Origin of the sequence: Nocardia sp. NPDC051900, assembly GCF_044452545.1 — a bacterium.
Classification (GTDB): Bacteria; Actinomycetota; Actinomycetes; order Mycobacteriales; family Mycobacteriaceae; genus Nocardia; species Nocardia sichangensis.
On record NZ_JBITBU010000002.1, the window covers coordinates 288,095 to 300,106 of the forward strand.

The following is a 12,012-nucleotide window of genomic DNA, read 5'->3' on the forward strand; positions in this document are numbered from 1 at the left end:
TCGTTGCCCACATTGGTGTTTCGACTGGCGCGAAAAATCCCTGGCGCGTGGGCGAACTCGGAGCAATACTCGCCGCATGCCCTCCTTCGCCGATTTCGATCGCCGCGACTACCGCACCGTCGACGTGGCCACGGGGTACGACGGTTGGGCCCCCACCTACGAACAGACCGTCCTGGACGAGATGGATCTCGCTCTGCTCGGGCGACTGCGGCTGGACCTCGGCCGGGTGCGGCGCGCGGCCGACCTCGGCTGCGGCACCGGGCGAACCGGAACCTGGTTGCGAGACCGCGGAATACCGCACATCGACGGCGTCGACGTGAGCCAGGGGATGCTGGCGTTGGCGGCCGAACGCGGCGCCCACACCACGCTGACCCGAGCGGACGTGCGAGCCACCGGTCTGCCGGAAGGCGCCTACGACCTGGTGATCGCGTCGCTGATCGATGAGCACCTACCGGAGCTGGCGCCGTTCTACGCGGAGGCGTGGCGGCTGGCCGCACCGGGCGCGCGCTGCGTACTGGTCAGCTACCACCCGCAATTCATCATGGTTTCCGGAATGCCGACGCACTACACCGACCCTTCCGGCGAACCGGTGGCGATCAGCACCCACCTGCACTTGATCAGCGAGCACCTGTCGGCCGGTTTGGCCGCGGGCTGGGTCCTCACCGAGGTAGCCGAGGCACTGGTCGACGACGCGTGGTTGGCCCGCAAACCGAAATGGGCCGCCCTGCGCGGACATCCGTTCACGTTGGCGACCGTGTGGTCGCGCCCGGAATGAGGCCTCTCAGCCGTAAATCCCTTCGGCGTGCCAGGTTTCGTCGTGATAGACCAGCAGCAGCACCCGGCTGGCGGCGGGGGCGTCGTCGAGTTGGACCTGTGCGCGGGCGGTGAATTCCGCGTCGTCCGCATCGGGGGCCCACCAGCGTTCGTCCACCGGCCACGGGCCAGCCCAGCCGGTGAGCCGCCACTGTTTGCTCCCCCAGCGCAACAGCGCGGGGTCGGCGTCGAACAGGGCGCGGTCGGTGAGCTTGACGGGCGCGCCGTCGGCGGCTTCCAGTCGCACCAGCGGACGGTTCATCAGGATCACGGCGGGGGCGGGCTCGGGCAGCCGGCCCGGCCATGGCTGCGCGGGGTCGGCGGCGGGGACGAGTTCGTCACCCAGCGTGACCATGGTGATTCGTTCGGCGGGGCCGCGTCCGCCGCTCAGCACGCCGACACGCACCGCTTCCCCGCCGAGCAGGCCCTGCACTCGGATGAGCGCGCGGCGGGCACGTTCGTCCTCTTCCCCGTCCCCGCCCCACAAGCCGAGCTGCAGCGCGCCCGCCGTGACCACCTCGACCGGTTCCAGCCGCAGCACGGTGATCGGCGCGGTGGGCCGCGCACCGTCGCGCCGGGTGAGCCAGCCGTCCAGCTGCCAGCGCACCCGATCCGCCGTGCCCTCCGGCGTGAGCGGCTCGGCGCAGCGCCAGATTCGCGAAAGGTGTTCCCCTGCCGCGGTTTCCGCGTACACCGAAAGCCTGGTGCAGGCCAGCCCGGCATCCGCGAGCGCGCTGTGCAGCCGGGTGGCGAGCAGGCGACCGGCGAAGGCGGCCGCGTCGACCCGCTCGATCGGCGGATCACAGCGGTACTCCACCACCAGATCCGGCGGTGGCTGCCGCGCGGACGGCGGACGCTCCGGCTCCGCCCTGGCACAGCGATGCGCGAGCACGGCGTCGGTGCCGAACCGGGAGGCGACCTCCGCCGCGGAGAGCGCGGCGAAATCGCCGATCCTGCGTAGCCCCAAGCGGTGCAGCAGATCGACCAGATCGGCGCGTTCCGGGGCGGCCAGGCTCGGTTCGACCGCGAGTTCCCCCACCGGTAGCGATGCGAGAAACCGTGCCCCCTCCCCCGCGGGCACGATCGCGGCGCGGCGGGCGGCGATCACCGCCGTGGACAGCTCGTCGGCGATCCCGATCTGCGCTTCCGCCCCGGCTGCTGCCACCGCGTCGACCAGGCGCTCGGCCGCCGCCTCCTCGGACCCGAAGAACCGCGCCGCGCCGCGCGCGCCGAGCACGAGCAGCCCGGGGCGCAGCACCTCCACACCGGGCACCGTCGCGGCCACCGCGGCGACCAGCGGTTCGAACAGTCGCGCGTCCCGATCCCGATCCTGTTGCGCGAGGAACAGCTCGGGGCAGCGCGCCTGCGCCTCCCTGCGCTTCAGGCCGCGGCGCACCCCTTCGGCTCGCGCGATCGCCGAACAGGCCACCACCCGGTTGGCGAACAGCACCGCCACCGGCCGCGTCGCGGGCAGGCCTGCCACCGCCGCCGCGGCGACCGCGGGCCAGTCCGGGCACCACAGGGCGAGCACCCGCTTGGCTCCCGGCCGGATCACGCCGCACCGCGGGCCGCGGCACTCACGACACCGCCTCCTGTGTGTCGACGGCTTCGACCGGCGGAGCCGCCTTTTCGCGCAGCACCCATTCCACGCGCCCCGCATTCGGGCACAAATCCAGCCGCCCACGCCGTGGCGGTCCCGCCTTGCCGCGCACTTCGACCGTCAAACCGAGCGAACGCAAACGTCCGCGCCCGCGGCCGAGACCGGCATACCCCGCGATCCGGGCATCGAGCTGGAGGGACGCGCCGGGCCAGCGACCGTCGGCGACCACCAGGGTGGCGCCCTTGTTGCGGGCGCGGGCGGCGATCACCCGGCTGCGAGCGGGCGCGACGGCGGCGCCCCCGAGTCCGAGTACGACCAGATCGAGCCCGTCGAGCAGCACCGCGGCCACTTCCACCGGGTCGGGGCCGGGATCGGCGATCACGGCCAGCCGCCGCAGCTGCGCCCCCATCTCCACCGCGGCGAGCAGACCGAGCCGGGGCATGCCCACCACCGCGGCGTGCCCACCGCCCTCGGTCACCGCGGCGAGCAGACCGGCCAGCAACGAACTCGCTCCCGTGTACGCCACCACGGAGCCCTTGACCAAGCCACCATCCGGCAACAACGGTGCGAGAGCCGTGGGCACCGGCAATGCCGCTCGGCGCGCCCCGTCTCCGAGCGGAGCCCGCTGTGCTGCCGATTCACCGCGACCCGGCACCGCAGCCATGCGGCTACGCAGCTCAGCGAGGGATGGGGCGCCTTCCCGCCCACCACCGCGTCGCGCCGGCGCGCCCCGATTCCCCCCTCCCTGCGAGATCGCATCCGAACCCATCTCAACCACCTACTTCCCGCGATGGACCCGAGGCGAAGCATGCGGAGCGACCCTCCGTTCGAGCGCCAGCACCGATTCAGCTATCGATTCGTATCGAATATACGTTCGATACCGACACAGTAGAAACCGACCCCCGGGTTTCCGTCAAGGGTTCGGCATCCTCGTGTCGCGGTCACGCGGGTCCGATCCGGCTTCGAGTGGAATCGGTGCAGGTCCAGCACGCGGGTGTCGACACGAGATGGAGTGCGAGCGATCCGCGACAGCCCTCGTTTCGCACCCGCGGCGCCCTCCGCGGGCGAGGGCGCCTGGCCGTCGGTTCCGCCCGACGACCGCCGCCGGGCAACCTCGCCGCAGCTTCCCCATGCCCCGCCGCAAGACGCATCGGGACCGGATCCGGCGCGCGCCCGGCTACCACGCCCGGCACCGGTTCATCGGTATGGTGTGGGGCACACATTCGAACCGAGAGCGGGCGTGACACATACCAGTGCCTCATGTCCGCCTATGCGCGAACACGAATCAGGCCAGCTAGCCCCATTTTCCGCTACCCTGCACCCGTGACCGAACGCGCTCGTCCTACTGTCGGCCCCCAATATCTCGTCGCAGGCCGCTACCGCCTCCAGTCGAAGCTGGGTGGCGGCGGCATGGGCGCGGTATGGCTGGCGCACGACCGCCTGCTCGACCGGGACGTCGCGATCAAGCAGGTGCTCACCACGGCCGGGCTCGATGAGGCCGAAGCCGAGGCGGTCCGCAACCAGATCATGCACGAGGGCCGGGTCGCCGCGAAACTCTCGCACGACCACGCGATCGCCGTGTACGACGTGGTGCTCGAGGCCGGTGAGCCCTGGCTGGTGATGGAGCACCTGCCGTCGCGCAGTGTCGCGAAGGCGCTCGCGCTGGTCGACACGCTGCCGCCGATCGAGGTCGCGCAGATCGGCGCCCAGGTCGCCGACGCGCTGGCCGCCGCGCACGCGGTCGGCATCGTGCACCGGGATATCAAGCCGGGCAACATCCTCGTCGCCGACCGTGGCACCGGCGTGGGCATGGCGAAACTCAGCGACTTCGGCATCTCCAGCGGCGCGGGCGACCTGCTCGACGAACCGGACGGCGTGATCACCGGCACCCCCTCCTACCTGCCCCCCGAGGTCGCGCGCGGAGCGCAACCGACCAAGGCCAGCGACGTGTTCTCCCTGGGCGCCACGCTCTACACCGCGATCGAAGGACAGCCGCCGTACGGCTTCGACGAGGACAGCGACGTCATCGTGCACCGCGCCGCCATGGCGCAGATCATCCCGCCGACCCGCAGCGGCATGCTCACCCAGGCGCTGCTGCACATGATGGAGCCCGCGCCGCAGCGCCGTCCAACCATGGCCGAGGCGCGCGACGAAATCCTCACCGCCGCTTTCGGTCCCGGCACCGGACCGTACATTCTGGGCGCGCCCGTCCGCACCGAGGACGGAACCATCCCGTTCTGGGCCGCGCGCAATTCGGCATCCGGGATCCGCAGCCAGCACTCCACGCCGCTCCCCCGCCCGCACCGCAACCTCGCGGGAGCGGCCGCGGCCACGCCCCCGCAGCGCACCAGGAATTCTCAGCCCGGCAACGCCCCCCTGGCCATCGCCGTCGGCCTGCTGATCGGCCTGGTCATCATCATCGGGATCATCGTCGCCGTCCTCTGACGTCCGGGCACCCGGAGCCGAACGGCAGTCAGTCGATGCGGCGGCGGTGTGCCCATCGGGTCAGGGCGTTGCGGTTGGACTGCTGGGTCTTGCGCAGGACGTTGGAGGCGTGCGTCTCCACGGTTTTGACCGAGATGAAGAGTGCTTCGGCGATCTCGCGGTACGTGTAGCCGCGCGCGAGCAGGCGCAGGACCTCGAGCTCACGCGGGGTCAGGGAGTCGAGTTCGGGATCCAAGGGCGGCTCGGGTACCGGGGACCTCCCGGTGAACGAGTCCAGGACGAAGCCGGCCAGGCGCGGGCTGAAGACCGCATCGCCGCCCGCCACCCGGCGGATGCCGTCGGCCAGCTCGGCTCCCGAAATCGTCTTGGTGACATACCCTCTGGCCCCGGCCCGGATCACCGCGATCACGTCCTCGGCCGCGTCGGACACGCTCAGCGCCAGGCACACCGGCCCCGGCTCGATGCCCGCCAGCACCGCCACCCCACCTCCGTCGGGCATGTGCACGTCGAGCAGGACGACGTCCGGTCGCTCGGCATTGATCCCGGCTACCGCCTCCGCGACCCCGCCGGCCTCACCGACCACCTCCATGTCCGCCTCCCGGCTCAATTCAGCACGCACACCCGACCGAAAAACGGCGTGATCATCGACGAGAAAGACCCGCACGGTCACCTACTTCTCCTAACCGACCCTTGACCCCCAACCCGTACCACACTCGTCCCCCACACGCCTGTCTCGTCCTGGCAGGTGCGCAACGCGTGCCTAGTGGGCGGCCGGAGCGGGCTCTTCGTCCAAGGGGGCGCAGCCGGAATCGGTCCGCGGCAGGGTGATTCGGACCTCGGTGCCGCGACCCGGCGTCGACAGAATGTCCACCTGGCCGCCGCGGCGCTCGATCCGGCCGCGAACGGACTTCGCCAGGCCGCGACGATCCTCCGGCACGGACGCGAGGTCGAAGCCGGAGCCGCGGTCACGGACGAAGATGCTCACCTGATGCGGCTCGACCTCGGCGAACAGATCGATCTCCGGGACACCCGCGTGCTTCGCGGCGTTGACCAGCGCTTCCCTGCTCGCGCCGAGCAGGGCGGTGAAGTGTTCCTTCGGCAGACCCGATCCGGAGCCGTCGACGTCCATCGATACGTCGCCGACGGTCACCGGCGCCACCTTCACGCCGTGCTGGTCCTCCACCTCGCCCGCGATGGTCCGCAGGGCCGCGGCCAAGCTCGACTGCGCGGGCCCGGAATCCTCGAACAGCCATTTCCGCAGTTCCCGCTCCTGGCTGCGGGCCAACCGCAGCACTTCCTGCGGGTCGTCGGCCTGACGCTGGATGAGCGCGAGCGTTTGGAGCACGGAATCGTGCAGGTGCGAGGCGATCTCCTCGCGTTCCTCGTTACGGATGCGGGCGGCGCGCTCGGCGTTCAGCGCGCGCATCATGCGCAGCCACAGCGGAACCGTCAGCAGTCCCGCACCGATCAGCGTGACCGCCACCGCCAGCAGCGCCGAACCGATCGAGCTCAAATTGATCCTGGCCAGCACCACCACACCCAGACCGGCCACGATCAGCGTCGCACCGGCGACGATGCGCGACCAGGTGACCACCGATGGACGCGCGGGCAGCCCGAGCAGCGAACGCGGCCCGTCGACGTCGTACTCCCGCCACACCAGCGCCGCGCCGACCGCCACCACGATGATCGGCGCGATCACCTTCGCCGCGGTCCCGCTGAACACCCAGGACACGGCGATCGCGAGCCCGAGCCCGAGCATCGCGAGCCCGATCGCCTGCCGCCGCTCCGTACCGGAGGGTTTTGCCTGATCCGACCCGCCGGGCGTGAAGATCCACAGCAGCCCGTACGCGACGATGCCCGCCCCGGCCAGCGCGGACAGCAGCACGAACGCCATCCGCACCTTGAACACGTCGACGCCGAGATGGTCGGCCAGACCGCCCGCCACTCCGCCGACGACCCGGCCGCCCGACCGGCGGAAGATCCGCGCCTGCGGCGGCCATGGGACCGGCGCGGGCGCGGGACCCAGCCCACGTGCAGGGTCGAACCCCCGGGTGTCGAACGCGGGAACAGACGGGTACATGTCTTCGATACTGGCACGGCGACGAAGCTGCCAGCATCGGGATTCACCCTGATCTCGCTTGCTCGACCACACCCGCGCCGACCAGGGCGGACGCGGCCGGACCCGGTCGAACCGGTGCATAGCTGAAAGTTTGCTGCATCGGTGGATCGGTCCAAGTGTTCAGGCTGTTTTTCAGGGTTCCCCCCGATGCGCCGATTCCACGGATCGGCACACCATGGGAAACATGACGAAAACGAGCTTCGGCGACCAGGTCCAGCAGATATGGCAGACCCGGCCGGTCCGATTGCCGCAGCAGGGGCCCGTCGCGGGCGTCGCGGCGGGGTTCGCGCGCCGCTACGAGATCGATCCGGTACTGGTTCGGGTCGCGTTCGTCGTCTCGACGATCTTCGGCGGCGCGGGCATCGTGCTCTACCTGCTGGCCTGGCTACTGCTGAGCGCGGCAGGCGACCAGGCATCCGCGGCCGAGTCGCTGGTCGGCAAAGGCCACAGCTCGCAGTCGCAGACCAAGACCATCGTGTTGATCGTGGCGCTGGCCATCGCGGTCAGCACGATGGGACCGGTCGGTGTCGGTCTCGGCGGATCCGGCCTGATCAGCCTCGCCCTGATGCTGGCGGGCTGGTGGATGCTGCACCTGCGCACCCCCAACCCGCCGCCCGGGACCACCGAAGTGTTCGGCGGATTCGCCCCGGAGAGCGGAATCAACGCCACCGGCTACCCCGGCGCGGTCTTCCCGCAAGGAGCGACCCGGACGGTCGGTGATCTGTACGTGCCGCCGACCGCCGTGTACACGCCGTACACCAAACTGCCGGATTCCTACGTCCCGGAGACGTCCGCGCCTGCGGCGGACGGCGCGACGGTCCCGCTGCACAAGCCCGCCGTCGATGACGCGACCGTGGTACCGGACGACGTCGCCGTGCCCGTCGCCGGATCAGCGACGAGTTCGGTCGCCGACGAGAGAGAAACCGACGCTCAGGTCACCGATCAGACCGATTCGCCCGCCACGGTCGGCGATCAAGACGGCCCGGCGGCGGTCGGCAGCGGCCGGATCGATTCGGTCGGCGGAGCCGGATCGGATACGACTCACACCGACCGAGCCGATTCGGCCGGATCGGACTCGACTCATGACGATCGAGCCGAAAGCGGACCAGGCACGAGACCGTCATCGTCCGACGCTTCGATCTCACTCGGCAAAGACGTTCCGGCCCCGGGCCGCGCTCCGAGCTCGCGTGGCCCCGCGGCCGCTCACCCCGCGATCATCGGCGGCCCGACCCCGCCGTCCTGGGATCCGCTCGGCGTAGCTCCACTCGCCTGGGACCTGCCGGAGCCCACCCCGGCCCGCACCGTCGTCGCCCCGCCGCAGAAGCGTCCGCGCTCGCGCCTCACGCCGGTGGTGATCGGCTTGGCCATCCTCGCGGCGGCGGGTGCCGGTGCGGCGGCGGCCTCGGGCGCGGAATGGATGACCCCCGGCCGGATCGCCGCGGCGGCGCTGGCCGTGATCGGCCTCGGCCTGGTGGTCGGCGCGTTCTTGCGGCGCGGCTACGGCTTGCTCGTGCTCACCGCGCCGCTCGCCGGGTTCGTCCTGCTCGCCTCCGCGATCGGTCCGATCGAATCCGATCAACTGGGCGACCGCACCTGGGCGCCCGCATCCGTCACCGATCTGGCCCAGAACTACAAGCTGACCATGGGCACCGGCACGCTGGACCTGCGGTCGCTGAAACTGACCGAGAACCGCACCGTGGACATCGACGTCCGGATGGGCGAAGCCCACATCCTGCTGCCCGCCGAGATGACCGTCCGCACCACGTGCACAGCGACGATGGCCGAGGCACTCTGCCCCGAGGGCATCAGTGGTCCCGGTACTCCCGGCGCGCCGGTGCTCGATCTGAACGTCGACGTCCGCGTCGGCAACGTGGAGGTGCAGCGTGGCTGAGAACGAGAAGAAGGAGACGACCGACTCCCGCCGCGGCCCCGCCGCCTCGCTGCTCATCGCGGGACTGCTGTCCCTCGCGATCAGCGTGTGGGCTTTCGTCGGCCCGGCGTCCTGGCCCGCGGCCGGCATGATCTCGATCGGTTGGATCGTCGTGCTCGCCGCCATAGTCATCGGCATCGTGCTGGTGATCTCCCCCCGCAGACGACGATGAGCGTGCGGCCCGTCCACCTGGACGGGCCGTTTCGCGTTCAGCCCCGAGCCACCGCCGCCGTAGCCGGGCCGCATTCCTACGACAGGACAACCACCGCATGAAGCGCGACGAACCCGCCGATCAGACGCCACCCACCACCCGGACCACACCGCCCGATCCCAGACCCGGCGTCACGAACGGCGTACTTCTGGGCCGGGTGATCCTGTACAGCGCTTTCCACCGCCCCCGCTGATCTCGCACGCGATGACGGCGGCGAGTAGTCACCGCCCGCTGGGTGGCCGGGAGCTCACTCCCACTCGATGGTGCCCGGCGGCTTGCTGGTCACGTCCAAGACCACGCGATTGACCTCCGCCACCTCGTTGGTGATGCGGGTGGAGATGCGTTCCAGCACCTCGTAGGGCAACCGGGTCCAGTCGGCGGTCATGGCGTCCTCGCTGGAGACCGGGCGCAGCACGATCGGGTGTCCGTAGGTGCGGCCGTCGCCCTGCACGCCGACGCTGCGGACCTCCGCGAGCAGCACGACCGGGCACTGCCAGATCTGGGCGTCCAGACCGGCCGCCGTCAGTTCCTCGCGGGCGATGGCGTCGGCCTTGCGCAGCGTCTCCAACCGGTCGGCGGTGACTTCACCGACGATACGGATGGCGAGACCGGGACCGGGGAACGGCTGGCGTGCGACGATTTCCTCCGGCAGCCCGAGCTCGCGTCCGACCGCGCGGACCTCGTCCTTGAACAGCAACCGCAGCGGTTCGACGAGTTCGAACTCCAGGTCGTCGGGCAGACCGCCGACATTGTGATGACTCTTGATGTTCGCGGTGCCGCTGCCGCCGCCGGACTCAACGACATCCGGGTAGAGCGTGCCCTGCACCAGGAACTCGACCTTCGGCGTCTCGCCGTCGGCCGCACCGTGCTCGAGCACCGCCTCGCCCACCGCGTCCTCGAAGGAACGGATGAACTCCCGCCCGATGATCTTGCGCTTCTCCTCGGGATCGGTCACACCCTTCAACTCGCCGAGGAACTTGTCCACCGCGTCGACGGTCACCAGTTTGGCGCCGGTCGCGGCGACGAAATCCTGCTGCACCTGCTCCCGCTCGCCCGCCCGCAGCAGGCCGTGGTCGACGAACACACACGTCAACCGGTCACCGATGGCGCGCTGCACCAGGGCGGCGGCGACGGCGCTGTCCACCCCACCGGACAGTCCGCAGATCGCGTGTTTGTCACCGATTTGCTCGCGTACCGAGGCGACCAGCGAATCGGCGATATTCGCCGGAGTCCAGGTGGAGGGGATGCCGGCGAGTTCGTGCAGGAACCGGCTCAGTACCTGCTGCCCGTGCGGCGAATGCAGCACTTCCGGGTGGTACTGCACACCGGCCAACCGGCGCGCGCGGTCCTCGAAGGCGGCGACCGGCGCGCCCGCGCTGGTGCCGGTGACCTCGAAGCCCTCCGGCGCGTCGGTGACCGCGTCGCCGTGGCTCATCCACACCGGCTGGATGGTGGGCAGGCCGCCGTGCAGCAAACCACCGTCGATGTTGAGTTCGGTGCGCCCGTACTCACGGGTGCCGGTGTGCGCGACCGTTCCACCCAGCGCCTGGGCCATCGCCTGGAAGCCGTAGCAGATGCCGAAGACCGGCAGCCCCAGATCGAACAACCGCGGATCCAGCCGCGGCGCGCCCTCGGCGTACACGCTGGCCGGACCGCCGGACAGGATCACCGCGAGCGGCTGCTTGTCGGCGATCTCCTCCACCGTCGCGGTGTGCGGAACCACCTCCGAGTACACGCTCGACTCGCGAACCCGCCGCGCGATCAGCTGGGCGTACTGTGCTCCGAAGTCGACGACGAGGACCGGTCTCTGGGTTTGTGCCACTCGCCCAGTTTAGTGAGCGGCGAAACGAGCGAATCATCGGCACAGCGGGCCCGTGTGGGAGGCGAGCCGACCGCCCGAATCGTCACCCGCCGCCCGGCTCGCTGGTTATCCTTCTGCTCGTGCCCTTCGCCCGCGCGATCGATGCCGACATCCACTACGAGGACAGCGGCGGGGACGGCCCGGTGGTACTGCTGGCGCACGAGTTCCTCATGGACCGCACCATGTTCGCCGCCCAAACGGCCGCTCTCGCACCGGAATTCCGGATCGTCTCCTGGGATGCCCGCGGCCACGGCCGCACCAGGGACGAGGGCCTACCCTTCACCTATTGGACCGCGGCCAGGGACGCGCTGACCGTCCTGGATCATCTCGGCGCCGAGCGGGCCGTCGTCGGCGGCACCGCGCAGGGAGGTTTCACGGCGCTGCGCACCGCGTTGATCGCACCGGAACGCGTCTCCGCGCTGATCCTGATCAGCACCGAAGCACACGGTCCCACCCCGGAGCAGTCCACCGCGACGCAGAAATTCCTCGACGAGTGGTACGACGACGGCTCCCGCGAACGAGCCGTGCACCAGCTGGCTTCCTGGCTGATCGGCGACGACGAGTGGTACCGCTCGATCTGGACCCAACGCTGGCTGGTGCGCGACCGCCGCGGCATCGAGGTGGCGGCGGGCTGCCTGCTCAGCCGGGATTCGGTACTGGACCGCCTCCGCGAAATCGCTTGCCCCGCTTTGGTGATCCACCCCACCCACAGCGGCATGGACCGCGAGCGCGCCCAGGAACTGGCCCGCGGGCTGTCCGGCGCCACCTTCATCGAAATCGCCGAAGCCCGACTCGCGGTGACGATGACCCACCCCGAGCCGGTGAACCACGCGATCCAGCAGTTCCTGCGCGCACGAACGAAACCGACCCGCGTGCGCTGAACGCTGTGTCGATTCGCAGCGCCTGCGGCGCCGCGTGTTCACGGCCCCTTCATGGCTCGCGTTCCAGCGGTCGAGACTCGCGCCTGCGGCGCATGCGCTTCGACCGCTGGAACGCGAGCCGGGCCGCGAACGGCGCTCGTAAGACTCGCTTC

At 70.5% G+C, this 12,012-nt stretch carries 11 protein-coding genes; 6 read left to right on the plus strand and 5 right to left on the minus strand.

What is annotated here, in order from left to right:
• Positions 1–76: 76 nt before the first annotated feature.
• Positions 77–775, plus strand: a complete 699-nt coding sequence (locus ACIA5H_RS03880; protein ID WP_379252044.1) for a class I SAM-dependent DNA methyltransferase — start codon at positions 77–79, stop codon at positions 773–775.
• A gap of 6 nt (positions 776–781) precedes the next feature.
• Here the strand turns inward: ACIA5H_RS03880 and ACIA5H_RS03885 are convergent, their stop codons facing one another.
• Positions 782–2,368, minus strand: coding sequence for a DNA polymerase Y family protein (locus tag ACIA5H_RS03885; RefSeq protein WP_397073743.1), 1,587 nt, complete (start codon positions 2,366–2,368; stop codon positions 782–784).
• 22 nt (positions 2,369–2,390) lie between these two features.
• Positions 2,391–3,182: a hypothetical protein gene (locus ACIA5H_RS03890; RefSeq protein WP_397073744.1), complete on the minus strand. Its 792-nt coding sequence runs from the start codon at positions 3,180–3,182 to the stop codon at positions 2,391–2,393.
• A 554-nt stretch (positions 3,183–3,736) separates the two neighbouring features.
• Between ACIA5H_RS03890 and ACIA5H_RS03895 the strand changes: the two genes are divergently transcribed.
• Positions 3,737–4,858: a serine/threonine-protein kinase gene (locus ACIA5H_RS03895; RefSeq protein WP_355078994.1), complete on the plus strand. Its 1,122-nt coding sequence runs from the start codon at positions 3,737–3,739 to the stop codon at positions 4,856–4,858.
• A 28-nt stretch (positions 4,859–4,886) separates the two neighbouring features.
• On the opposite strand, the gene ACIA5H_RS03900 is transcribed toward ACIA5H_RS03895, so the two are convergent.
• Entirely contained in the window at positions 4,887–5,522 is a 636-nt protein-coding gene (locus tag ACIA5H_RS03900; protein WP_397073992.1) for a response regulator, read from the minus strand.
• Positions 5,523–5,618: 96 nt separating this feature from the next.
• Positions 5,619–6,938: a PspC domain-containing protein gene (locus ACIA5H_RS03905; protein WP_397073747.1), complete on the minus strand. Its 1,320-nt coding sequence runs from the start codon at positions 6,936–6,938 to the stop codon at positions 5,619–5,621.
• A gap of 223 nt (positions 6,939–7,161) precedes the next feature.
• Between ACIA5H_RS03905 and ACIA5H_RS03910 the strand changes: the two genes are divergently transcribed.
• From ACIA5H_RS03910 to ACIA5H_RS03920, 3 genes are all read left to right on the plus strand, one after another.
• Complete coding sequence (locus ACIA5H_RS03910; protein ID WP_397073749.1) at positions 7,162–8,868, plus strand: PspC domain-containing protein; 1,707 nt, start codon at positions 7,162–7,164, stop codon at positions 8,866–8,868.
• The gene (locus ACIA5H_RS03915; RefSeq protein WP_355078988.1) at positions 8,861–9,079 is read left to right on the plus strand and encodes a hypothetical protein; all 219 of its coding nucleotides are present in this window, start codon (positions 8,861–8,863) and stop codon (positions 9,077–9,079) included. The genes ACIA5H_RS03910 and ACIA5H_RS03915 overlap by 8 nt, the downstream gene beginning before the upstream one ends.
• Before the next feature lie 97 nt (positions 9,080–9,176).
• The gene (locus ACIA5H_RS03920; protein WP_397073751.1) at positions 9,177–9,311 is read left to right on the plus strand and encodes a hypothetical protein; all 135 of its coding nucleotides are present in this window, start codon (positions 9,177–9,179) and stop codon (positions 9,309–9,311) included.
• A gap of 54 nt (positions 9,312–9,365) precedes the next feature.
• Here ACIA5H_RS03920 and guaA read toward each other — a convergent pair whose 3' ends face one another.
• Positions 9,366–10,940, minus strand: a complete 1,575-nt coding sequence (gene guaA / locus ACIA5H_RS03925) for a glutamine-hydrolyzing GMP synthase (protein ID WP_379252039.1) — start codon at positions 10,938–10,940, stop codon at positions 9,366–9,368.
• A 119-nt stretch (positions 10,941–11,059) separates the two neighbouring features.
• Between guaA and ACIA5H_RS03930 the strand changes: the two genes are divergently transcribed.
• Positions 11,060–11,860 carry an alpha/beta fold hydrolase gene (locus ACIA5H_RS03930; RefSeq protein WP_379252038.1) on the plus strand — a complete coding sequence of 267 codons (801 nt, stop codon included), beginning with the start codon at positions 11,060–11,062 and terminating at the stop codon, positions 11,858–11,860.
• Positions 11,861–12,012 lie beyond the last annotated feature (152 nt).

What these genes read in the sequence shown, in the direction of transcription:
- ACIA5H_RS03890 (WP_397073744.1), bottom strand. Translation starts at nt 3,182, where the DNA reads ATGGGTTCGGATGCGATCTCGCAGGGAGGGGGGAATCGGGGCGCGCCG.
- ACIA5H_RS03905 (WP_397073747.1), bottom strand. Translation starts at nt 6,938, where the DNA reads ATGTACCCGTCTGTTCCCGCGTTCGACACCCGGGGGTTCGACCCTGCA.
- ACIA5H_RS03910 (WP_397073749.1), top strand. Translation starts at nt 7,162, where the DNA reads ATGACGAAAACGAGCTTCGGCGACCAGGTCCAGCAGATATGGCAGACC.
- ACIA5H_RS03880 (WP_379252044.1), top strand. Translation starts at nt 77, where the DNA reads ATGCCCTCCTTCGCCGATTTCGATCGCCGCGACTACCGCACCGTCGAC.
- ACIA5H_RS03920 (WP_397073751.1), top strand. Translation starts at nt 9,177, where the DNA reads ATGAAGCGCGACGAACCCGCCGATCAGACGCCACCCACCACCCGGACC.